This window comes from Candidatus Liberibacter sp. (genome assembly GCF_014048425.1).
In the GTDB taxonomy this organism is placed as follows: domain Bacteria; phylum Pseudomonadota; class Alphaproteobacteria; order Rhizobiales; family Rhizobiaceae; genus Liberibacter.
This window is the reverse complement of record NZ_JACETX010000001.1, coordinates 48,968-73,459: the sequence shown is the minus strand read 5'-3', so window position 1 is coordinate 73,459 and position 24,492 is coordinate 48,968. Positions and strand designations below refer to the sequence as shown.

Here is a 24,492-nt window from a genome sequence, read left to right as displayed (position 1 = left end):
GATGCATTGAAAGACTTTTATATTTAGACATGTCTTGTTCTATGATATTTTAGTATTGTTGTTGATAGATTATGAAAAAAAAATTTTTAAAACGATTGAGATTTTTTTGTGTGTCAAGCAAAGGAGTTGCAGCTATTGAGTTTGCTCTTCTAGCTTTTCCGTATTTTCTTGTTGTATTTGCTATATTCGAAACATCAATATCTTTCGTCGCAGGACAAGTTATTGAGAATGCATCGTATGATATTGCGCGTAAGATTCGTACAGGAGAATTTCGAAAGGATCATATAAATATTCAGGAATTTCGGAAGGAATTTTGTAAAGAAATATCAATTTTTATTTCTTGTTCTGAAAAAGAAAAATTAATCCCAGACGATCTTTATATAGATGTCCGGAAGATAGATTCACTAGCAGATATTCCCATCAAGATCCCTCGCGTAGATAAGAATCCCAATTCTGATGCAGAAATAGATGCCAAAGATTTTGATTTTAACCCTGGTGGTTCAGGGACTTATAACGTTTTGAGGGTTTTTTATCATTGGCCTATATTGACTGATATTATGCGCAAGTACATGTCTACGGTAAAGCATAAAGATAAACAAGCGGATTATTTGATAATGTCGACTGTGGCATTTAAAAATGAGCCTTTTTAATAAAGAGAATTTTGCATGAAGAGGCATAGGGGTGTGAATCGCTGGATTTTTCGTATGATTCGTTGCGAAAATGGTGTCGCAGGAATAGAAATGGCTATAATTTTACCTCTGCTATTGATAATTTATATGGGTACCTATCAGATAACTATACTATATTCGACGTCGAAGCGTATGACTCGGATTGCAAGTTCTATAGGGGATTTTGTTGCACAAGAGGTTTCCATCAATTCAACATATCTAAATAATTTAAAAAGATTTGCGGAATCTGTTATGCTTCCCTATAAGATTAATGATCTTTCGATCACGGTGTCTGGATATTGGATAGATGATAAGGGTGTGGCTACTAGACAGTGGCTTTTGTCTTCTAACTCTCATCCATCAGCTGTCTCGAAAAGCAGTCCTCCTCCTTCTACTATAGCTGATAAAAATACATTCGTGGTATGCTCAGAGGTTTTTATGAAGCATCCCGTGGATTTCTTCATGACGACGCCATCGGTAATGATTCCTCTTAAAAGTGTTTATTATTATCGTCAGCGTCTAGGTCAAAAGGTTGTATGTATTGGTAGGGATTGCAATTAGAAAGCTCCCTAAAAACTTTATTTTTATCCTATGCTCATGATATAATGATGGTTTTTTTCGACTTGTGCTCTTTTCCCGAGTATCACATATTCGACTGCTAAAGGATATAGAAGGTGTTCGGTGGATAAAACCTTTTGAGAGAGGCTTTCTTTTGTTTCATTCGAGGATATGGGCACGGCAGCTTGGGCGATGATTGGTCCATTATCCATGCTAGCGGTGACGATATGTACAGTGCATCCTGTTATCTTGATTCCGGATTGTAGGACACGGTGATGTGTATGAAGTCCTGGAAAGAGTGGTAGCAAGGATGGATGAATATTAAGGATACGTCCTGTATAAGGCTCTATGAATCTCTTGCTGAGAAGACGCATATATCCTGCAAGACAGATAAAATCTGGTTTTATAGAGGAAAGTTGTGTAAGAATTTTTTTTTCATGTTCCTCTTTTGAATGGCAATCTTTATAAGGGAATAAGTAAGTTGGAATGCGTTCTTTTTGCGCTTTTCTAAGTCCCGATGCGTTAGGATTATCACAAAAAACACCTACAACTTTAGCGGGATAAGATGGTTTTTGTGCTGCATGGATTAGGGAAAGCATATTAGTGCCTTCACCGGATATAAATATAATGATGTTTTTGCGAGTCATAGCATTAGTAAGCCTTTGTAGAGAATAGATGATGTCGTATTGTTGCGAGGTATGATTTTCCCGCATTGAGTTATTTCTTCGCCATTATTTTTCAAAATTTTTGTGACAAAATCTAGGTTTTCTGGGCTAATAATAGCAACCATGCCAATGCCGCAATTAAAGGTGCGGAGAATTTCGGAAGGGTTTACATTTGCTATTTGAGATAACCATGATAGAGCTGCAGGAACCTTTATGGAATCCAAATGGATTTCAGCAAGAAGATGAGAGGGAATGGCACGTGGAATATTCTCTGTCAGTCCTCCGCCGGTGATGTGTGCCAGTGCTTTTATTTGTCTTGTATTTTTGATGGCGGCGAGAAGGGATTTGACGTAGATTCGGGTTGGTTCCAGTAATGCTTCTCCTAAGCTTTGGTTAGAGGAAAAAGGAGAAGGATCGTCCCAAGATAAACGCGATAATTCAACAATTTTCCGTACCAATGAGAAGCCATTTGAGTGTAATCCTGAAGAGGAGAGTCCTATAATAATATCACCTTCGCAGACATTTTCAGGAGATAAGATGTGTTCACGTTCTGCTGCGCCGACAGCAAATCCTGCAAGGTCATAATCTTTTCCACTATATAAACCTGGCATTTCAGCGGTTTCTCCGCCGATTAACGCACAACCAGCTTGACGACAGCCCTCGGCAATCCCTTTTATGATGATAGTTGCTTGATCAGGGTTAAGTTTACTAGTTGCCAAATAATCAAGAAAGAATAACGGCTCAGCTCCATGAGTTACGATATCATTGACACACATTGCGACAAGATCTATGCCGATAGTATCATTTTTATTCATTTTTGAAGATATTGTTAGCTTAGTACCAATGCCATCGCTGGATGCTACTAGAATAGGATCTATAAAACCTGCCTTTTTCAGGTCAAAAAGACCTCCAAAGCCACCAATTTCGCCAACAGTCCCTGGGCGTTCTGTAGATTTTATAGCAGGTTTAATGTTTTCTATGGTGCTTTGTCCTGCTTCTATATCGACTCCGGCGTCACTGTATGTAAGGTTTCTGCCTGTTACATTATTATTCACATTTGCTCTCCCGTAGGTTCAAGATTATTATGAGCGTATTGCTGGTACTATCAGGTGAATTTTTATTCTAATTTCTCGCATCAATAATGTGTTTTGGTCATTTTTGCTTGACAAAATAGGCTACTATAGTTCTCCTCGTATTGTCTCGCAATCCTGGCTCTTAAAGTATGGTGTATTGTTATATTGATTGCTATCGTCGCACAATATCTGAGAAGAGATTTTCTCAAAAGAGAGAGAATCTCTGATGGAGATCATAAGTCGTGAGTTTCATTGTCAAAAGCTGTAATTCTTCTTGTTCTGTGAAAGAATCCGTCCGGCAAAGAAACGAAGAACAACTATTCTTATCTTTTCCGAGGTTTTTTGAAAAGATTGAGCGTGAGGGGCTTTTGGTTCCTAGCTATCTTGAGGAAGCTGTACGTCTGATAGATGTATGGCCATCGTGGCCATCGCCTGTGGCAGTTCTTGTCGGACCCAGTGGTTCTGGAAAATCTTACTTAGCTAATATATGGTCTAGTAAGAGTGGATGCGAGAAACTTTGTGCTATCAGAGGATTAGATTCAGTTCTTATGGCAACGCAGACAAAACCAGTTCTACTAGAAGATGCTGATAATACTGGTTTTAGTGATAAGGAGTTATTTCACATCATTAATAGTGTTTACCAGCATAATTCGAGTTTATTGCTAACGGCGCGTACTTTGCCTATTAACTGGTCGATTCGTTTGCCTGATTTGCGTTCTCGTTTAAAAGCTGCAACGGTAGTGAAAATAGGCTTTCCAGACGATGATTTTTTAGAAAAAGTGATCGTTAAAATGTTTTCCGATCGTCAGATTTTTATTGATCAGAAAGTAGTTTCCTATATTATTCAGCGTATGGAGAGATCGTTAATATTCGCCGAAAAACTGGTCAAGAGAATAGATGATTTGGCATTTTCTCGTGGGATAGGGATAACGCGTTCTTTGGCATCTGAGGTATTAAAAGAGATGTTAGAGGTTGATTAAAATCAGTCATTTTTATAAAAATTCAGGTTTCAAATTTAGTATATCGGTGGAGTTTTATAGGTAATGATTTTTTGTGATCATTGCCGTTGTAAAATTTTTTGAACATTCTTTTTATCAGGAGATAGGGAGCTCAAAATAGGAGGCGATCGTTGCCGTTGTTATCTTATTTTCCCTTGAATGATATGGTTTTGATTCATTCTTCCCTGATTTTTAGGGAGGATGAGGACATTGCGGTATAGCAATGCAGATTATAAATCCCTGAGGGAGAAAATCCACAAATACCAGATTGCTAAGCTTGAATGGTTTTTGGAAGGGAGGATAAGGGAATTGTCTTCAAAAAGAGGTAGTAAATGATCCATTTGGATTTTAGATAATTTCATGGGCTTACTCTTTCGAATTTTTTTATACTCCAGTTGATGATACTTTAAAAAAATTGAATTCCAGTCGTTTTTTAATAGCTAACCAACAAGAGCTCTACTACGTATGTGACCTTTGCTTATCCGTTTTTTGAATGCGGTATCTGATTCTATGAATTTGATGTAGAGTTCCGTGAACTTGGCTCTTTCTTCTCTGTATTAGGCGTCTGCTTCTAGGTGTTTTGCTATGCATTCGGTGTCTGGTTCTTCGCATTTGGCATAGGATTCTATGACTTTGACGGATGATTTGTGGCATTTGTCTAATGCTTCTTCGAGTTAGACGTATGCTTCCTTTAATTATGTTAATAGTCTTTTACAGGTTATTAAAAGTAACTGCCAATCGCCTTTGACAACATGTAGGCAAATTTTAACCTATCGCGCTTGTGCGACATCCATGTTTTTGCATTCAATAGATGTCACTATCTCTATGCCCATGCGAGTTGATTGTGAATCAACCTAAGCTGCAGAATTTCATGATATTGAATGAGTATGACATGGCTTGCGATGTTGCTTTGGTACAGGCGCTGGCATAATTTTTGATGATTTTGGTTCTGGCTATTCCACTCTGGTGCGTTTATACCGATTCCCTCTTAAAAAATAAAAATAGATTACAGTTCTGTGCAAGATATATAAAGAAAGATCCCAATGGCAATAAGATTACTATCGCTCAGTTTGGAGTGTATTTCAGAAAGGAATAAAAATTAGCAATCAACTTTGATTTATATAACAAATAGGATACATATTCACTCAGGGGCATTGTTTTTAAGACTTATGTTATCCAGGTTATTTTAGCATATCTGAGAGGATATAGCGTAGTTTTCTTTGAGAGCTAGAAAGATGCAATGTTTTTACCAAAAATAATTTTATGTCATATGTGATAAGATTTTTTATGTGTTGGGATGATAAATCTTGTTGATTTGGAGATTAAGGAAATCTCGTTTTTTATGTAAAATAGTTCTATTGATTAATAATAATTGTAATTGTATACATAGTTGTATTGTTGGTTGTATCTTGTGTATTCTTTATGCCTTTGTGCTGGGGAAGATCTAGCAATAGTTTATGTTTTCCTTACTGTGTTCGTAGTGGTCATGGTTTTTGGAGAGAAGAGCCATTTGGTAATTTAGTGTATTTAGAAATAGTTGGAGGGAATTAGTATGGCAATTAAAGGTATTTATCTAAGGTCTGTTGCTGTTTTGGCAATGGTTGCTTTTTCTGGAGCCGCTCAAACGGCAGCGGCGGCGGGTAGATCTCCGACCCGCGTAAAATTTGGTAGTATCGTAGAAACGGATAATTCTGTTACATCTAGTTTGGATGGAAAACTTTCATCCGTTACGGGTTTGTCTGCTAAATTAGATCTAAATGCTGTAACGGATACGAATTTTGGTCCTATCGATAGTGTTTTCAAGGCATCTGGAAGGGGTAAGATTAGTAGCTCTAGTTCTGGTCAACAAACGGAATTAAAATTATTTCAGCTAGATGAAATTTCTGTTGCTTTTAGTGGTGTGAAGCTTGGTTATTATGCAAGCTGGTGGCAGGGCAAAGGTGTTTTTGCCAATCCAGACGCTGCAAAACTGACATCTCTTTCTTATGAGAGTACTAATGGTCTTATAAAAGCAGGTGTTTCCGCAGATGTTTGGGAAAAAAATTCCAGTAACAAGGATTTGTCTATGGGAGCACAAGGCATGTTTTCCGGTGTTCTTGGAGAAGCTGCTTTTACGCTTATAGGTGGATATGACCATAGTACAAAGAACTTCGCTATTCGTGGTTCTGCAAGTACTAAAGACATTGGACCAGGTGTTATTGAGTTGTATGCTGTTTTGGCGAATGGTCTGAATATTTATTATGATCAAGCGAAGTATGCTGCTGCAATCAAGTATCAGCTTAAGCTTAACGATGATATAGAATTTTCTCCCGAATTGCAGTATTTGTGGGATAAAGGATCCTTTTATCGCTTTAAATCTTCCTCAAATAAACAGGATGTTAATGTTTGGAAAGCTGGTGCCAGTCTTAAGTATAATATCAGTCAAAATTTAAGCGTGAAGTCGTTAGCGGAGTATTCATCTGATTCGGCTGTTAAGATAACAGCTGGTTTGAATTTTCAAGGTGCTTTCAGTGATTGTGGACTTTTCCCTTGTAAAAGTCGGTAGTGAATGCGTTATAGTCTCAGACAAATTTTCTTGGTAGGAATTTGTGCAATACCTATAAGAGGGGGCTGAATAAGAGTATTCTTCTGCGATCGCGTGTAAAGTTAAAATTACCGATGATATAGAATGCTTTCCTCTATTTATAGTGTTTAAAGACTTTGGGAATCGTTAGAAGATCTGGAATCTGTGAAAATCCAGTGCCAATATTGATTATAAGATAGTGTGATATTGGTATATCTGCTCGGTATGTATCTGATCCGAGTTTCATGATAATGATGGATGATCTCAATTCAAGGTATTCTTTTGAGGATTTTTCCTTGTAAAATCGGTAGTGAGCACGTTGTGTTCTCTACCTTTTTTCTTGATAAGTAATTTATTCAATTTATTGTTTGTCAATTGGTTATTGGATCACTGAGTTGTTTTGGGTGCGGATATAAAAGGTCGGCATTCATTCTTTAAGAGTTTTATATACGGGTAAATTGGTTTGGAATTTTTGAAATAACAATCCTTTTTGAGTCTCGTTTATGAGGAAGAAGAGGAGAGATTAGGAATGGATATAAAAATTTGAATAGAATTAAGGGATAACATTTCCTGTGACCATGTCTTCTAAGCTATGGGCTGATATATATGTATGAAGGAAGTATTACTGTACGTATCCTTTCCAAAGGTATCAACAACCATTTCTTCACAAAGAGCAGAGTCAATACTACCTTGAAAGTTCAATGATAACTTTACGAAAATTATTTTTCTCGACACAATCACGCAAGCAAAAAATACAAGCATTGTAATGATCTTCATCCCATTCAGGGATACATGTTTTTGATTCGGTTGTATAATAAAGATTCTTCAAAACTTTTGTAAAAATCAGGTTTTTCTGCAAGATAAGTTGCAGCTATAACGGTATGGAAAGATACATATTGTATACTTTTTTCATAAAGAGATCGGAAATCTAATGAGCAGTATTCATATCGTGATTTTGTCTTTGCTCGCTCATTCTGGTATTTTTCTAAGATTTAGAAAGTCTTCAAGCGCAATATGCCAAGTCTCCAAGTAAGCATAAACTGTTCCTTTTCTTTTTCTTCCCTGAATTTAGACTGTGCAACAGTAGTATCATTCGCGACCTTGAGGAAAAATAATTGCTTCTTTTATGCAGTTATTATCCTTTGAATATGCGAATATATCTTTTAAAAATAATTTATTCAGGAAATATGGCTGGGGAACTTGGATTCGAACCAAGATTAACGGAGTCAGAGTCCGTCGTTCTACCATTGAACTATTCCCCAAGATACAAAAAGACAAACCTCACCTGTAGGTTTTGGCGGGGATCAAGAGTCGAAAAATGGGCTAAGATCCTTTGTGGGTTTTTGCAAAATCCCCCAAATAATACCATCAACCGTGGTTCAAACATAGGTCTTCTGGGATTATTTTGTCAATATATATGATAAAAGATTATCTCTGTATTCTATATATAGAATACTTGAAGGAACTCGGCAAAGTACATGTGTTATTTCGGGGGATAAGCATGACCTTTTTTGCGCGAACAATAAGAGATGGAATAGATTTAGAGGGGGGGGTATAGACTGTTTATAAAAATACAGGGCTTGGATTCGAAGTTGCAAGACGAGGTATAGGGAATGGTATTGGAATGTTAAGAATAATTGGAATTGTCTAATACAAAGAATGAGAAATATTAAATTTTTTATTTTGAGGAGATACTTATGAAGTATTGGTTATCCTATTACAGGATATCATATGAGTGTTCTGAGTACTGCAAGCACAAGAGATAGATGGGGACACTCAAATTGCAAAGTTCTACTCCAGTCTCTATCGAAAGAATTGGAAACATATTTTTCAGAAGGTATGCATTTTATTCATTCTTTATCAGCTGTTCCGCTAGATATAATGTAGTCAAAAAATAATAATTTTCAATAGGAGTATTTTGATTTTGCATTTAAGTTTTCACCATGGTTATTATATGAAAAATGACCCATTATTGTTTAAATGAGAATATGCCATATAATAAAAAACATTTGCGAGAGCATAATCTTATCTCGGGTATGATTCGATATATTTGTCATATTCGCAAAGTGAAAAGTATGCAATATTCTATATCGCGAAGCGATTCCTCCTAATATTTCTATAAAAACAAAATAAGAAACGCCGTTTTAATTGGTGGTTTGGTTTTTGAGGATAAATTATGCTATTTTGTATCAAGAATGGTGTCTATTTTAAGTGGAAAATATCGGATTGTATGCAAATAATGCCATCCTTCAGATCAGATGTTTAATCTTTCGTTTTCCATCTTCAAAATATTTTTTGCATGATTTGGAGTGTCGTGGAACTTTGACACATATCAAGAAAAATTCTAACAGCTGTATCAAGAAGGGCGTTGCGGTAATTGTCATGAAGGAAGATTGACTTTTCCGATCACGAAAAACTCATCTGCTGATCCTTTAAGTGCCTTTTGATTGTTAATTGCACGGCAACCGAGTACGGTAATGGTAGCTTTATATCTTTAGAAGGATTTGTCATCCTATCTTAATGACAGTATTTTTTGTTTTGTGAGTGTAGATAGAAGAAATGAAAGAAAACTATGGTTAAGGTATCAGGAAGTCCTTCTCGGCGTGATTTATTTCAAAAGGTTAAAAAGGCTTCTTTTCGGGAATCTTCCCGTCATTGGTTAAGTCGGCACATTAATGATCCCTATGTACAAAGAGCTAAAGTAGAAGGATGGCGTGCGCGTTCTGCATATAAACTTCTCCAGATCAATGAAAAACACCGTATATTGAGGACTGCAAGACGTGTCGTGGATCTTGGATCTGCTCCTGGAAGTTGGTCACAAGTTGCAGCACATATGACGGGTTCAAAAGATGACAATGTTTTTATTGCTGCCATAGATATTTTAGATATGGATCCAATTCCAGGAGTTAAGTTTTTTAAATCTGATTTTTTGAATTTAGATTCATGGGAATTTATATCTCAAGCGATAGGAGGTTCTCCTGATCTTATTCTTTCTGATATGGCATCTCCAACTATTGGTCATCGCAAAACAGATCATTTGCGTACTATGAGTTTATGTGAGGCTGCTGCACATTTTGCTTTGGAGACTTTGAGTGCAGATGGTGATTTTCTTGTTAAAACTTTTCAGGGAGGAGCGACTCACGACGTACTCTGTCTTCTTAAAAAACATTTCCGAAAAGTAATGCACATCAAACCACTGGCGTCGCGGGCAGAATCAGTGGAGATGTTTTTGCTTGCTAAAGGATTTGCTGCGTCGAAATAATCAGCACTTCATAAAATACAGGATCAGGATGTTGAATGGCTCATTCTGAAAATTATGCAAGTTAGTCGTTTGTTCATTTGGTGTGAAAAGACCAAAAATTAAGAAAAAGGTATGGTAACATTCCCTTCTTTAAAAGCCGTACAACAAACATCACTGTAATATTGAAGATTTTTTAGAAGATAAGATATATCTATTTTCAATTGCTGTTATTCTGCGTTCTTTTTGAAAATATTCCTTTATATTCTATTTAAAAGAGCTGTTCTTTATAAGAAGCCTAATACAGTATCTTCTGTTGGTATGATACTATTTGAACTTTCATATAAAACGTTGGTATCAGGTATATTATTATAGTCCAAAGTGGTTGTTGCGAATTATATATAGCTCTTTCAGAGAAACTTTGCTCTTACAGTATGAGATTTGGGGGATTAAGCATGTCTCTCAGAAGCTATACTAGTGTGAATTGGCTAGTTTTACTTGTAATCAAGTCTATTTCCATTGGGATTTTATCACGAATTGTTTTTATAAGATGCAAGAAGAGAGGAATAATATCATTTTCTCTTTAGAAGAGAGCGAAGATTTTACTTCAGAGTAGTTGATTTTTTTCAAGACAAAAACTCTAAAAAGCAAGCTTAGGTATCCTCAGTGAAGAAATTAAGCATCAATATTGAGCCCTGTATCTATAAAAACGGTACGGGATATTTAATAAAAAAAATACATTAAAATCAAATCTTTATATGGAATTACAAGTTTATTATCTAAAATTTGCATAGAAGAATTTTATATAAAGGCAATTATGGAGCGTAAAAATGTATTCTTTAAGTAAGATATTGAGGGAAGGAATATTGATTATATTTTTCTCTGAGCACTTCCTAGCGTTAAAATTCTTTGAAGTGGATTTGTTTCCTTTTGGCAGAAAGTGACTCTAAGATAAAAATCTATTGGTCTATTGAGAGATCGTTACTTTTATAATCAGAATCTCATATGGAGCGATTTTTTCTTTGTAAGGATTTGAATTGAGAAGAAAATTTCTTTCTTAAAAATATGATCCGTGGCAATGTTTGTATTTTTTCCCACTTCCACAAGGGCACGGCTTATTGCGTCCTATATGTTCTTTTGGGGATAAATAAGAAATATTCAGCTCGTTTTTTTCACTTGTAGCGACTTTATTGTCATTTTTTTCAGCATTGCGGTGCATGGCGGAAAGTAGCAATTCTTCATGTGGATCATCCATACGAACAAGCTCAATGTTCGCAATTTGAGAAATAGCGTTTCTACGTAGGTCGGAAAGCAATATTGTGAAAAATCCAAATGCTTCAGATTTATATTCTTGCAATGGATCTCGTTGTGCATACCCACGAAATCCTACTACTGCACGAGAGTGTTCAAGTCTGGCTATATGTTCACGCCAAAGACCGTCTAGTGTCTGGAGGAGTATGTTTCGTCCAAGATTTTGCATCTTTTCTGTTCCTAGGATTTTTTCCTTTTCCGCTACCAGTTTGTCTACTGTCTCTAATATTCGATTACAGATGACATCTCGATCGATATCATCTTCCTTGCTCCATTCGACAACAGGAAGATCAGTTCCAAAAACTGTGTTGAGTTCGAGTTTGAGTTTTTCAATTTCCCATTTTTCTGGATAGGAATTATCAGGGATATGTTTTGTGATAATTTCGTTAACGACCTCATAACGCATGTCAGAAAATATCTCCAAGATCTTCTCTGAATCGATGATTTCAAGGCGTTGTTCAAAAATTACTTTACGCTGTTCGTTAAGAACGTCGTCATATTTCAGCAAATTTTTTCTGACTTCAAAATTGCGTGCCTCAACTTTCTTTTGTGAACGTTCAATTGCCTTGTTAATCCAGGGATGAATAATGGCCTCGCCTTCTTTTAATCCTAATTTCTTTAGGATTCCGTCCATTCGAGACGAACCAAATATACGCATAAGATCGTCTTGAAGTGATAGATAGAATTTTGAACGTCCCGGATCTCCCTGACGACCTGATCGACCTCGCAATTGATTATCTATACGTCTACTTTCATGGCGTTCTGTGGCAATAACATAAAGCCCACCTGCAGAAATAACCTGATCTTTTAAGAACTGAATTTCTTCATGAATAATTTTTATACGTTTATCTCTTTCTCTTTCATCAGAAACATTGCAAAGTTCGTGTTCGATACGCATAGAAGCATTGCCTCCGAGCTGAATATCAGTGCCTCGACCTGCCATATTGGTTGCGATGGTAATGGCTCCAGGAATTCCAGCCTGAGAAATTATATATGCTTCTTGCTCATGGTAGAGAGCGTTTAAAATTTTAAATTTTGTAAAATTTTTCTTGCGGAGCAATCTGGCTAGATATTCTGACTTTTCTATCGAAGCGGTTCCTACAAGAACTGGCTGTTCCTTTTTATGAGCTGCAGTAATTTCAGCAATGATGGCGTGATACTTTTCTTGATCTGTTCGATAAATTTCATCATCGACATCTATGCGAATAACCGGAAGATTTGTAGGAATTTCTACGACATCTAGATTATAAATACTGGCTAGTTCTTCTGCTTCTGTAGAAGCTGTTCCAGTCATTCCAGCCAATTTAGTATACATTCGAAAATAGTTTTGGAATGTGATAGAAGAAAGTGTTTGATTTTCTGGTTGTATTGCAACATGTTCCTTGGCTTCCAAGGCTTGATGTTGGCTATCGGAAAATCTTCTTCCCTTCATCATACGCCCAGTGAATTCATCAATGATCACAACTTCATCATTGATAACGATATAATCTTTGTCTTTTAGAAAGAGTTTATGAGCTTTCAAAGCATTGTTGACAAGATGGACAATTGCAACATTTTCGAAATCATAAAGACTTCCTTTTTGCAGAATTTTTCCCTGGCGTAATAGTTCCTCTATTCTTTCAATGCCTGATTCGGAAAAGTTCACAGAACGTTGCTTCTCATCAACTTCATAATCAGAGGGCTGTAGATGCAATATGAGAGAATTTATAGCTCTATATAAATCAGACTGGTCTTCCACTGCCCCAGAAATGATGAGAGGAGTGCGGGCTTCATCAATGAGTATTGAGTCAACTTCGTCAATTATTGCGAAATTGTGTTCGCGCTGCACCATATCCATGCGCCTATATTGCATGTTATCCCGCAGGTAATCGAATCCAAGTTCATTATTCGTAACGTATGTTATGTCACAAGCATAAGCAAGACGACGTTCGCTATCAGATAGGTCATTTACAACAACGCCTGTTGAGAGTCCAAGGAATTCATATAAGGGAGACATCGTGTTAGAATCTCTGCGAGCGAGATAATCATTGACGGTGACGACATGGATACCTTTTCCAGATAATGCATTGAGGTAAACGGGAAGGACAGCTGCCAAGGTTTTCCCTTCGCCGGTTTTCATTTCTGCAACAGAACCTTGATGCAGTATCATGCCGCCAACCAGCTGCACATCAAAGGGACGCATACCTAGAACGCGTCGAGCCGCCTCACGTACTACGCTGAATGCAGGGATCAGCAAATCGTCCAAAGTTTCTCCATCGCTAAGCCGTTTTCTAAATTCCAATGTTTTTTTTGATAAGAGCTCATCAGATAGTTTGGAAATTTCTTCTTCAAGATTATTAATTTCCTCAACTTTTTTATAGTAAGGGCACAAGCGTTTCTCACTAGAAGGACTAAAGAACTTGCTTACCAGCTCAGTGATACTGACCATGGAGATGCTTTCCTCTTCAAAGAATATCCCGTATTTCCGAGATTGTTGCCACCTAATAGAGCCCTCAGACAAACCGTTGTATACCAAGTGGAGGACATCTTAGATGGAGGATGATATCCTTCATTAAGATTATCTCTTATTGATGTCAACGGGATAGTATGGTACAAGCGTCATTCGTTGTGGTTTTGTTATAGATTTTTCAAGCGCATTTTCCAAGATGTTTAAAAATAGTCTTTATAACGCATGGAAACTTTTCTATTCAATTGTCTATAAGTGTAAAGCATTGACCTAAAAAGGAAAATTTTTCTTTTTCCTTTAGAAATTAGGATAGCATATGTCTGTATTGTCCTCCTCTTTAATGCCTAGTGTCCCTTCTGTATTGCCATCAATCAGGGGTGTAGGGCTTTCTACTGCTTCTCTGGGTATTCGATATTCTGGACGCGATGATGTTTTTTTGATGTTTTTCGAACGTCCTGTATCTGTAGCAGGAGTCTTTACCCGTTCTCGCTGTCCGTCAGCAGCAGTGGATTTTTGTCGAAAAAATTTGTCAAATGGGTTTGCAAGGGTTTTGGTCGTTAATTCTGGTAATGCAAATGCGTTTACGGGAAGAAGAGGAAGAGATGCTGTCTGTTTCATTGCTAAATCTGTAGCAAAGCTTATGAATTGTAGAGAGGACGAAGTTTATCTTGCCTCTACGGGTATTATTGGCGAATTTCTGGATGTCTCTAAATTTGATGGTGTATTTGATAAAATGCTTCGGGATGTTACTGGAGATGCTTGGCTTGATGCCGCTAAGGCAATGATGACTACGGATAGCTATCCTAAAGTTTCAACACGCGTTGTTGATATTGAAGGTGTCAAGATTACCGTTAATGGTATAGCTAAAGGAGCTGGCATGATTGCTCCTGATATGTCTACCATGCTTGCATTTGTTGTGACGGACATTGATATTTCTCCTTCTGTTTTGCAAACTCTTTTATCTGAGGGAGTTAAACCTAGCTTTAATTCCATAACGATAGACAGTGACACTTCGACTTCCGACACTCTTATGCTATTCTCAACGGGAACAGCTGCTGGGAGTATGTCGCGTATTGAAAGCATCGATGATCCCCGAATATCTATTTTTCGTCCTGTTCTCTTTGATCTGTTAAAAGATTTGGCTCTTCAGGTGGTTTGTGATGGGGAAGGGGCTTCGAAGATTCTTGAGATTACCGTTAAAGGAGCTGAAGATTCTGTTTCAGCTAAAAAAGTAGCTCTATCAATTGCTCATTCCCCACTCGTGAAAACTGCTGTTGCCGGCGAGGATTTTCGTTGGTGGGGGCGTATAGTGATGGCTGTTGGAAAATCTGGTGAACGGGTAGATCGTGATAGTTTGTCTATTTGGTTTGGGGATGTGCGAGTCGCCGTGAGAGGAGAGCCTGAGGTTAATATTTCTCAAGAAGAAGTCCTATCTATAATGAAGCAGAGATGTGTGCCGATAGTGGTTGATCTTGGCATTGGGAATGAAGATCATACCGTCTGGACATGTAATTTTACTGAAGAATATGTTCATTTTAATAGCAATTTTCGGAGTTAAATTTCCTGTATTATATGGAATTCTTGCGATGATTTTTCTCTTATTTGGACAGAAGTGATCGCTGTCCAGAGTTTTTCCTCCTCTACTTTGCGTTGTTTGTGATAATTGTGTCGCGTTGTGAATATCCCTTAGTTCCTTGCCTCAAATCGCAGGTTTTTTATTCAAAGCCGAGATTGATTTAACGGAATTATCCTTATTGAAGAATCGGAAAATCTGTAAAATCTATTTGACGATTGGTTGTGGAAGGTAACAATTTCACAAAGGGACATGAATCTCAAGTTAATGCTTCAACATGGCAATTTTGTGTGGCAGTGATATTTCTTGATGAGAAAAGATCTCATTTTAGTGGTTGCATGTGCGATCTTTCAAAAAGACGAGCAAGTACTCCTGGCTCAACGTCCTAAAAATAAGTTTCAAGCAGATTTTTGGGAGTTTCCTGGAGGAAAGATCGAGTGCAGAGAAACTCCAGAGGTTGCATTAGCACGTGAACTTTTTGAGGAGTTGTCCATTATCGTTGAACCGATTTCTTTGATTCCCTTAACTTTTGTGAGCCATGCTTATAAAGAATTTCATCTTCTTATGCCTTTTTTTGCGTGTTATGATTTTGAAGGGCATTTAAAAGGGTATGAAGGACAGGAAATAAGGTGGGTAAAACTCAGTGATTTAAATAAATATTCTATGTTGCCTGCAGATAAGCCTCTCGTTACTTTTTTGCAAAATCACTTTCTGAATAGATGCTCCAAAAATTAAGTTTTAGAGGAAATCTTATCTTAGATAGTTGGTTTTATGTGATTCGCAATATGCTCATTTTGTATTCTAAATGGACTTGGTTGAGAGAATTTTATGGGATAAAACATCGTTTTTTAAATTTCAAAATGAATTTTAGAAAAATGTCTTAGGGATAATGAGGACATGTCTAAAAATCCCTGTTTGAATTAGTAAGAATCTGAAAAAAGATAAATTATGATTTATATTAAGGGGTGATTATGATCGATTAGGTTTCTTCAGTCTGGATCATTTTAATAAAATTCATAAAATATTGTATACAACCTTGGATTAATTAATTATAACGTCTCTCAATTGTTTTGATTGTTTGTTCTAACTAACCAGGGAAGTGTGTAGTCGTGACATTAAATCCAAAATTGCGCAATGCATTGTTGAACATGTGGCGAGTCCTATGTGATGTGAGGATGTCAGAAGCGAAGAAATTCGTTCCTATGACATTGATGATGTTTCTTGTATTGTTTAATTTCAGTACTTTGAGGCCGTTAAAGGATTCTTTGATAATTCCAAATCTAGGTGCGGAAGTCATTAGCTTTGTCAAGCTTTGGTGTGTCCTTCCTTCTGCTGTTCTTTTTACTATGATTTATATGAAACTTTCTAATATTATGGATTACGAAAAGCTTTTCTATACTATTACTTCTTTTTTTGTCTCTTTCTTTGCGATTTTTGCATTTGTTTTATATCCATTTAAAGATTTTTTCCATCCATCTCCCGAATACATTTTTGATCTGGCTATTAAATTTCCATACTTTAAATGGTTTATTTATCTCGCAGGGAAATGGTCTTTTGCGCTATTTTATGTTTTCGCAGAGCTTTGGGGTGCTGTGATGATTAATTTAATGTTTTGGCAGTTCGCGAATAGAATTACTAGGACCGATCAAGCAAAACGCTTCTATTCAATGTTTGGTCTAATAGGCAATGTGGGCTTGATATTTGCCGGTAGTTTTATAATAGGACTCTCAAAACTTAATGATGCTTTGCTTATTCGTTATTCGATGATGGCTATGGTCTTTTCCAGTATTTTGCTTATGGTAATATATAGGTGGATGAATGTTTATGTCCTTACAGATCCACAACAGTATTCGCCGAAGAAAAATAGCTCTAAAAAGAAGCTAAAGATGTCAGTTTCTGAGAGTCTCAAGATGGCATTAAGTTCTAAATACCTTGGCTATTTGGTTTTGCTAGTGTTTTGTTATGGAACGGCTATTAATCTCGTTGAGGGTCCTTGGAAAGCGAAGGTTCGTGAACTTTATCCGTTACAGCGTGATTATGCTCAATTTATGGGCGAATTTGTGAGATGGACTGGTATTGTAACCATCGTATTTATGGTACTTGGTAGTAATATTCTAAAAAATGTTAAGTGGTTTACAGCTGCTATTATCACTCCCCTGATGATTTTAATTACAGGTGGTGGGTTTTTCTTGTTTGTTATCTTTGAAAATCAGTTGGTCTTATTAACAGAAAATATGATTAAGGTCAGCCCAATAGTATTGGCGGTTTTCTTGGGTGCCTTGCAGAATATTTTGAGTAAGGCGACAAAATATACCATGTTTGATTCAACTAAAGAAATGGCTTTTATTCCTTTAGATGATGAGTATAGAACTAAGGGTAAGGCAGTTGTAGATGTTATAGGAGGAAGAATCGCCAAATCTGGTGGTGCGATGGTTCAATCCTTCATATTTATAATATTGCCTATGGCAACATTCTCGACTATTTTGCCAGTTTTAGCTGGTATTTTCTTTCTTCTTATTATCCTTTGGATGTGTGTTGTGAGAGGTTTGAATAAGCAGTATACAAAGCTTGTCAATAAAAAGGTCTAGACTTTTTTAATATCATGCTTTGCAGGATATGCCTTTGACGTCCGAGTTTAATCGTTTTCGGTTCAGTTTTTCTTTCAAAGGCATTTTTGCAAATGATGGTTTGTTTGATGATAGTGAGAAAATTTTTTGGATTTTTATTGGTATTATGGTGATAAGAGATAATTTTCAAGCGTAGTGTTTTTAATTTTAAACACTGTTTTTCAGATATGATGGTGTTTTTTTGAGTGAGTATAAGTGTTTTTTAGAGGGATTACGAAAGGGCTTGCCTTCATCTAGTCTTTAGAAATATTGGTGGATTTGCTTATGTAAACAAGGCTCTTGTTTCGTATGTTTCTTAAGAAGTTTTCTTAAAAGTTAATTTTTTAGGGATAAAGAGAAAAATTTGGATGCGAAAGCATCGGATTATAAAATAAAAAGATTGATTAGTATTTGTGCGTTTTTTTTATATCATAAATTCTTTTTCAAAAACATATTACTATGAATGGATGTTTTGGGATGTGGTATGATTCGTTCTCATGTGTTGCGATCTTTTAATGTTGATCCGGATGTCTATCAAAATGAGAGATATAAATAACACAAAATCAAACAAGGGTATCTGTGCTCAAGTTGTATCTATCCTATCGCTTTCAGAGAGGTTTCTTCGTTTTATTTTTTCTTGCATTATTTTATGAGAACAGGAGACCAGCCAGTAATGTAAATGATCGAAAAACTGGCAATTATGTCTCCGTTGGTGCTGGAATTTTCCTCAGCATAGATTTTGGCGGCGCGCGTGAAAAGTGATTTTCTAGGAGGTTTTCTGCTGCGATGAAGAAGAGGATTCGTCATCCCCATTTTACGTAGATCGTGCATCAAATGGGACATTGATTTATAGTGCACGGTATAATTATCTTGATCTATGACGGAAGAAGTAAATCCGGCTTTTTGTACTAAATCTCCAGTGCCTTTTATATCCATAAACGGAATGACTCGAGGGGATCCGCCGCCGGTGAGTTCTGTCTCAGCTTTCAAAAGTGCTTTTCGAAGTTCAGAGAGGGTTCCGATTCCAGGAATCGCCGCTAAGAACAATCCTCCAGGTTTTAATATATGATTGATTTGCAATAACATTCCTAGGATATCATTTATAACATGCAGGTTGAGAGGCGATAAGACCAGGTCAACAGGCTGGGAAAGGGAAGGTATTTTTTCAATGGGAGACACTAATACTTCGCTGTTCTGACAGGAAAATTTCGAAGAAATTTCGGAGCGAGTTAAGTGAAGAATTTTTTTTGTTTCCATGCAAAGGTGACCAACGATTCCGGTTCCTCCATGTAATTCTAGGGCATTTTCGAAAGTTATTTTCATCATGCTCAGTCGAAAAGCTATTTCTTTAGCGACTATTTCTAAAAGGAAATCCGCAGAGGAATCGTTCTGTCTAAGTGCGCGCAGACGATTTGCATTAATTAATTGCATATCGAAAAGAGGCTTCATATCGGATCTTTCGTGGCGGGGATTTGTTGATTTTGCGAATGGATTGTTATCCGATTTTGGCTAAGGATATTTGTATCATGAAGTATAAAATGTTTTTTGATAGAATGAGATATACTTTTCTTAGGTAATTTTTCTATTAATGATAGATAGAGGTTCGCTTGATTTTTATATCGCATATATGGTTTTTTCTCCTTCGTTCAAGGAAAAAGACTGTCGGATAGTTGAGCTTATTGCTCGTTTATCATTTTGCGCAATATTTATTCATTGTGTGTTTTAAGAACAGAAATAAATGCATTATGTGGGATATCTACTTTCCCGAAACGGCGCATACGCTTTTTCCCTTCTTTTTGTTTTTCAAGAAGTTTGCGTTTACGAGTTATATCTCCTCCGTAGCATTTCGCTGTTACATCCTTGCGACGTGCTCTTACTGTTTCGCGTGCAATAACACGACCGCCGATAGCTGCTTGAATTGCTATTTGAAACATCTGTTGTGGAATGAGGTCTTTTAATTTTTCGCAGATTCTCCGTCCGCGTTTTTCCGAGATAGAGCGATGAACAAGTATAGAGAGGGCATCTATTGCCTCATCATTTACCAGTATGGATAATTTTACTAAGTCGCTGTTTCTAAAATCAATTAAACTGTAATCAAAGGATGCATATCCCTTAGAAATTGATTTTAGGCGGTCATAAAAATCAAATACGACTTCATTGAGAGGAAGTTCGTAGAGCAACATTGCTCGGTTTCCAAGATAGCTAATTTCAATTTGGATTCCGCGTCGATCTTGGCATAGTTTTAAAATGGATCCAAGATATTCGCTTGGAGTTATAATAGTGACCTTGATCCAGGGTTCTCTAAATTCAGAAATTTTCGTCACATCTGGCATATCTAACGGGTTTCCGAGCTTTAGAATGCTGCCATCGTTCATAAGAAGATGATATATAACAGACGGGGAGGTTCCTATCAGATCTAGATTAAACTCTCTTTCAAGGCGTTCCTGGATAATTTCCAGGTGGAGGAGACCAAGAAATCCACATCTGAAGCCAAACCCGAGAGCGGCAGAATTTTCGATTTCAAACGAAAAAGATGCATCATTAAGGCGTAGCTTGTTCATTGCTATGCGCAGATTCTCGAATTGAGCAGAATCTATAGGAAATAAGCCACAGAAAACCACGGGTTGTATCGGTTTAAAGCCAGGTAAAGACGAAGATGTTGGCAAGCGGTCATCGGTTATCGTATCGCCAACGCGGGTATGCGATACTTCTTTGATAGATCCTGTGAAGATGCCAATTTCACCAGGATACAAGGCTTCTATTTCAATCATTTTGGGTGTCAGGATTCCGACGCGTTCGACTTGATATCTGGCTTTGGTTCCCATCATCCGTATGGATTGGTTCTTGGTTAGTTTTCCATCTATAATTCTAACCAGAACTATGACGCCAAGGTAAGTGTCATACCAGCTGTCGATGAGTAAAGCTTTAAAGGGAGCTTTTTCTCCTCCGGGGCTTTTAGGAGATGGTAGATATTGAACAATTCTTTCCAAAAGACAGGGAATTCCTTGTCCCGTTTTGGCTGAAACGAGAGAAGCGTCGTCTGCATTGATGCCGATCATATCTGCAATTTGTTTTTTGACGCGTTCTGGATCTGCTGAAGATAAATCGGCTTTATTGAGAACAGGGATGATCTCGTGGTCGTTGTCAATAGCTTGATAGACGTTCGCAATGGTTTGAGCTTCCACTCCTTGGCTTGCATCAACGACGAGGAGAGACCCTTCGCAAGCTGATAGCGAGCGGGAAACTTCATATGTAAAGTCTACATGTCCTGGCGTATCGATAAGATTCAAAAGGTATTTTTGACCATCTTTACTTGTATAGTGAAGACGAACTGTTTGTGCTTTGATGGTTATCCCGCGCTCGCGTTCTATATCCATGCTGTCAAGAACTTGTGTTGACATTTCGCGCTTAGTTAGTCCTCCGCAGTGCTGAATAAATCGATCTGCGAGGGTGGATTTTCCATGGTCAATATGAGCTATGATGGAAAAGTTGCGTATTCTCGAAAGGGGTATCGTGCTGTACATCGCTGCACTATAGCAACAGATAACAGTTATCGCAAAAGAAAAAGATCTTTCAGTGTTACTTTCTTGAGCGATTAAGCAGTAAGAAGCATATCTGAGTGATATACGTGATATGCTATTACTTATCCATCTCTCATAATATATATGTTCAATATAGGAATTATGGACGCCGATCCTCCTTTTTATTCGTACTCATTCTTTTCTCTGAATAAGCCCCCTTACAGATCTATTTATAAGACTGTTATTTAGTCGTAATTATTTGATTTATAGTCTTTTCTATGTTTCTTGATCATCTGTTTTATTGGGTTCTGATATGTCAATATGAGAAACAATCCTAAGGTTAAAAATATAGTGACTAACAGCTCTGGATACTATGGGAATTAAAACAATGCATAAAACCATTTTTCGGGGATTATAGGAAGGAAGGGATAAGCAGCAGAATGCTTTTTGGCTTGCCCTTTTAAGAATAGTTTATGTGTTGGTGTATATATATTTGTTACAAAGAGATGTGATATATTTGTTTTATGTGCTTGACTAAAGGAGTATAATTATTGCATCTCTAGAAAAGGAATTAATATTTAAGGAGAGTATGACGATTCGCAAGGTATTTAAGTCAGATACAGGCACGAAAGATGGAATGCGTGCAAATGAAGCGATACGAAATCCAAGGATTCAGCTTATAGCAGCTGATGGTCAGAATATGGGTGAAGTTGAAACTTCTGAAGCTTTGCGGATGGCTGAGGGGGCAGGACTTGATCTTGTGGAGATTTCTCCAGCAGCCGTTCCTCCTATTTGTAAGATTCTTGATTTAGGTAAATTAAAGTATACGAATCAGAAGAAGGCAGTAGAAGCTCGAAAGAAGCAAAAAGTCATTGAAGTCAAGGAAGTTAAGGTTCGTCCTGTTATTAGCTCGCATGACTACGATATAAAAATGAGGGCTATAAGTGGGTTTTTAAATTCTGGCTATAAAGTGAAGGTTGTTCTCAGGTTTCGTGGTCGAGAGATTACGCATCAGGATATTGGACATACTCTTTTGGTCAAAATTAAAGATTATGTACAGGAAATATCCAAGGTTGAGCTTGAACCTAAGCTTGAAGGACGTCAAATTCTTATGGTATTGTCTCCAAGGTAATCGCATTGGGCATTTGTCGCTTTGTTATCTCTTGAATGTTTTATTTGTTTTATGTATCGTATGCAGACAGTCATATTAGTCTACCTAGATCTTTCTGGTGGGACTGTTTTTTGTCTGTTTTTATTGAGATTTTTTGCTTATTTTTGTGAATTAGGGGGTAGACTTGTTCTTTTCCCCCCTGAGGATAGTGGGGGTAATAAATGTCTAAGATGAAGACAAATTCTTCTGCTAAGAAGCGATTTAAGGTTACTGCTGGTGGAAGAGTCAAGGCGCAGGCTGCTGGTAAACGTCATGGGATGATAAAGCGATCGAATAAGTTTATACGCAACGCGCGTGGTCCTATGATTTTAGCGGTTTCTGATACGAAGAGGATTATAAAGAATTACCTCCCTAATGCCCTCTAAGGAAAAAGGTGAGGAAATGTGTTTTCTTAAGGAGATAGGTAATAATGACCCGTGTGAAAAGAGGCGTTGTTTCTAGTAGCAAGCACAAAAAGGTCTTGAAGTTAGCCAAGGGGTTTTACGGTCGTCGTAAAAACACTATACGTGCTGCTAAGGCTGCGGTGGATCGTTCTATGCAGTTTTCTTATTGTCATCGTAAGCTTAAGAAGCGTGATTTCAGAGGTCTTTGGATTCAGCGTATTAATGCAGCCGCTCGCTTGCGTGGCTTGACGTATTCTCGTTTCTTTGGTGGACTTAACAAGGCGGGAGTTGCGCTTGATCGTAGAGTGATTTCCGAGCTTGCTATTGATAAACCAGAGGTTTTTGATAAATTCGTCGAAATTGCAGTTGGGAATCAATCTTAGTTTAAGGGAGGAAGAATCCTTCTAAAGACTGTGTCAGAAAATCGAAATTTTTTGAGGCTATCCTTAATAATAGGAATTGTAGTTTGAAAAAATGTCACTCGTCAAGGGATAAGCTCTTCTCAAGAAGGCTTGATGATTATAATATTAAGTTATTATAGTTGGTGACACGTCGTCATCTCTCATAGAGTGATATAGTCTTTATATTAGGTAAAGGGAAAAAGATGAGCCAAGAGAAGTCCTTTGATGATTGTTTAGAAGAGATGAGGATTTCCCTTACTCAGTCGATATCTTCTGCTATGCACATAGATCAGCTTGATGCTATTCGGATTTATGCTCTAGGTAAAAAAGGATCGGTTTCTACTCTTTTGAAGGGATTGAAGGGGCTTCCTTCGGAGGAGCTTCGTATTAGAGGGGCCGCCCTTAATCAACTTAAGTCCGATTTGCTTGAGGCTCTCTCTATCCGTAAGGAAGATTTGAAGCGCATCTCTATTGCCTCGCAATTATCATCGCAGTCTGTTGATGTGACCTTGCCTGTTCGATCTTCTCCGTCTCGGAGAGGGCGTATTCATCCTGTGACACAGGTTCTTGATGAAGTGACTGATATTCTTCTGGATATGGGCTTTTCAGTAAAAGAAGGTCCTGATATTGAGACGGATTACTATAATTTTGCCGCATTAAATTTCCCGGATGGGCATCCTGCTCGTCAAATGCATGATACTTTTTTTCTTCCAGGAATTTGTGGGGATAAGTATAAGCTTTTGCGTACGCATACTTCGCCAGTACAGATTCGGGTTATGGAATCTCAGCGCCCACCGATCAAAATAATAGTTCCAGGAAGAACCTATCGCAGGGATTCCAGTGCTACACATTCTCCGATGTTTCATCAAATTGAAGGTCTTGTGGTTGACAAGACTGCGAATATTGCAAATCTTCGATGGGTTCTTGAGTCTTTTTGCAAGGCTTTTTTTGAAGTTAAATCGCTTAAAATGCGTTTTCGTCCATCTTTTTTCCCTTTTACAGAGCCTTCTTTTGAGGTTGATATTCGGTGTAGTCGTTCCGATGGGGTTATAAAGTTTGGCGAAGGGACTGAATGGATGGAGATTTTAGGATGTGGTATGGTTCATCCTAATGTGTTGCGAGCTGTTAATATTGATCCGGATGTCTATCAAGGATTTGCTTGGGGGATGGGTCTTGATCGCATAGCTATGCTAAAATATGGAATGCCTGATATACGTGACTTTTTTGGTGCCGATGTACGTTGGATTCGGCATTATGGATTTAGTCCCCTGAATATACCGCCACTGTTCTCTCATTTGAGTTTGTAAAGGATTGATA

17 protein-coding genes and 1 tRNA gene are annotated in these 24,492 nt (G+C 37.4%); 12 read left to right on the top strand and 6 right to left on the bottom strand.

Annotated elements, in window-relative coordinates; translation table 11 throughout:
• Window positions 1-110: 110 nt before the first annotated feature.
• Together H0G72_RS00305 and H0G72_RS00300 are read left to right on the top strand one after the other, a co-directional pair.
• The gene (locus H0G72_RS00305) at window positions 111-650 is read left to right on the top strand and encodes a TadE/TadG family type IV pilus assembly protein (RefSeq protein ID WP_310649462.1); all 540 of its coding nucleotides are present in this window, start codon (window positions 111-113) and stop codon (window positions 648-650) included.
• Between the two features lie 15 nt (window positions 651-665).
• Window positions 666-1,229, top strand: coding sequence for a TadE/TadG family type IV pilus assembly protein (locus H0G72_RS00300; RefSeq protein ID WP_182016459.1), 564 nt, complete (start codon window positions 666-668; stop codon window positions 1,227-1,229).
• Between the two features lie 23 nt (window positions 1,230-1,252).
• Here the strand turns inward: H0G72_RS00300 and purN are convergent, their stop codons facing one another.
• Both purN and purM read right to left on the bottom strand, forming a co-directional pair.
• Window positions 1,253-1,873, bottom strand: a complete 621-nt coding sequence (gene purN, locus H0G72_RS00295) for a phosphoribosylglycinamide formyltransferase (RefSeq protein WP_182016457.1) — start codon at window positions 1,871-1,873, stop codon at window positions 1,253-1,255.
• Complete coding sequence (purM, locus tag H0G72_RS00290; protein ID WP_182016455.1) at window positions 1,870-2,946, bottom strand: phosphoribosylformylglycinamidine cyclo-ligase; 1,077 nt, start codon at window positions 2,944-2,946, stop codon at window positions 1,870-1,872. Before purM ends, purN begins: the two co-directional genes overlap by 4 nt.
• A 260-nt stretch (window positions 2,947-3,206) precedes the next feature.
• Here purM and H0G72_RS00285 point away from each other — a divergent pair, with 260 nt between their 5' ends.
• Entirely contained in the window at window positions 3,207-3,944 is a 738-nt protein-coding gene (locus H0G72_RS00285) for a P-loop NTPase family protein (protein WP_182016453.1), read from the top strand.
• Between the two features lie 1,570 nt (window positions 3,945-5,514).
• Window positions 5,515-6,507, top strand: a complete 993-nt coding sequence (locus H0G72_RS00280) for a porin (protein WP_182016451.1) — start codon at window positions 5,515-5,517, stop codon at window positions 6,505-6,507.
• Window positions 6,508-7,713: 1,206 nt separating this feature from the next.
• Here H0G72_RS00280 and H0G72_RS00275 read toward each other — a convergent pair.
• Window positions 7,714-7,787 (bottom strand) — tRNA-Gln (locus H0G72_RS00275).
• 1,310 nt (window positions 7,788-9,097) lie between these two features.
• Here H0G72_RS00275 and H0G72_RS00270 point away from each other — a divergent pair.
• Entirely contained in the window at window positions 9,098-9,787 is a 690-nt protein-coding gene (locus H0G72_RS00270; protein WP_182016449.1) for an RlmE family RNA methyltransferase, read from the top strand.
• A 1,033-nt stretch (window positions 9,788-10,820) separates the two neighbouring features.
• Here the strand turns inward: H0G72_RS00270 and secA are convergent.
• Window positions 10,821-13,502, bottom strand: a complete 2,682-nt coding sequence (gene secA, locus H0G72_RS00265; protein WP_182016447.1) for a preprotein translocase subunit SecA — start codon at window positions 13,500-13,502, stop codon at window positions 10,821-10,823.
• A 343-nt stretch (window positions 13,503-13,845) separates the two neighbouring features.
• On the opposite strand from secA, the gene argJ reads away from it, so the two are divergent.
• The 3 genes from argJ to H0G72_RS00250 all read left to right on the top strand — a co-directional run bounded on the left by argJ (window position 13,846) and on the right by H0G72_RS00250 (window position 17,681).
• Window positions 13,846-15,078 carry a bifunctional glutamate N-acetyltransferase/amino-acid acetyltransferase ArgJ gene (gene argJ / locus H0G72_RS00260; RefSeq protein ID WP_409049299.1) on the top strand — a complete coding sequence of 411 codons (1,233 nt, stop codon included), beginning with the start codon at window positions 13,846-13,848 and terminating at the stop codon, window positions 15,076-15,078.
• A 324-nt stretch (window positions 15,079-15,402) separates the two neighbouring features.
• A complete protein-coding gene (locus H0G72_RS00255) occupies window positions 15,403-15,828 on the top strand; it encodes a (deoxy)nucleoside triphosphate pyrophosphohydrolase (protein ID WP_182016443.1) in 426 nt (141 codons plus the stop codon).
• Between the two features lie 374 nt (window positions 15,829-16,202).
• Entirely contained in the window at window positions 16,203-17,681 is a 1,479-nt protein-coding gene (locus tag H0G72_RS00250) for an Npt1/Npt2 family nucleotide transporter (RefSeq protein ID WP_310649461.1), read from the top strand.
• A 660-nt stretch (window positions 17,682-18,341) separates the two neighbouring features.
• Here H0G72_RS00250 and H0G72_RS00245 read toward each other — a convergent pair.
• Together H0G72_RS00245 and lepA are read right to left on the bottom strand one after the other, a co-directional pair.
• Window positions 18,342-19,148: a methyltransferase domain-containing protein gene (locus tag H0G72_RS00245; RefSeq protein ID WP_182016441.1), complete on the bottom strand. Its 807-nt coding sequence runs from the start codon at window positions 19,146-19,148 to the stop codon at window positions 18,342-18,344.
• 257 nt (window positions 19,149-19,405) lie between these two features.
• The gene (lepA, locus tag H0G72_RS00240; protein WP_182016439.1) at window positions 19,406-21,223 is read right to left on the bottom strand and encodes a translation elongation factor 4; all 1,818 of its coding nucleotides are present in this window, start codon (window positions 21,221-21,223) and stop codon (window positions 19,406-19,408) included.
• A gap of 592 nt (window positions 21,224-21,815) precedes the next feature.
• Here lepA and infC point away from each other — a divergent pair.
• The 4 genes from infC (at window position 21,816) to pheS (ending at window position 24,482) form a co-directional block, all read left to right on the top strand.
• Entirely contained in the window at window positions 21,816-22,352 is a 537-nt protein-coding gene (gene infC / locus H0G72_RS00235; RefSeq protein WP_310649463.1) for a translation initiation factor IF-3, read from the top strand.
• 200 nt (window positions 22,353-22,552) lie between these two features.
• A complete protein-coding gene (rpmI, locus tag H0G72_RS00230; RefSeq protein WP_182016435.1) occupies window positions 22,553-22,756 on the top strand; it encodes a 50S ribosomal protein L35 in 204 nt (67 codons plus the stop codon).
• Between the two features lie 44 nt (window positions 22,757-22,800).
• Window positions 22,801-23,157: a 50S ribosomal protein L20 gene (rplT, locus tag H0G72_RS00225; protein WP_182016433.1), complete on the top strand. Its 357-nt coding sequence runs from the start codon at window positions 22,801-22,803 to the stop codon at window positions 23,155-23,157.
• Window positions 23,158-23,453: 296 nt separating this feature from the next.
• Window positions 23,454-24,482, top strand: coding sequence for a phenylalanine--tRNA ligase subunit alpha (gene pheS, locus H0G72_RS00220; protein WP_409049298.1), 1,029 nt, complete (start codon window positions 23,454-23,456; stop codon window positions 24,480-24,482).
• Window positions 24,483-24,492: the final 10 nt, after the last annotated feature.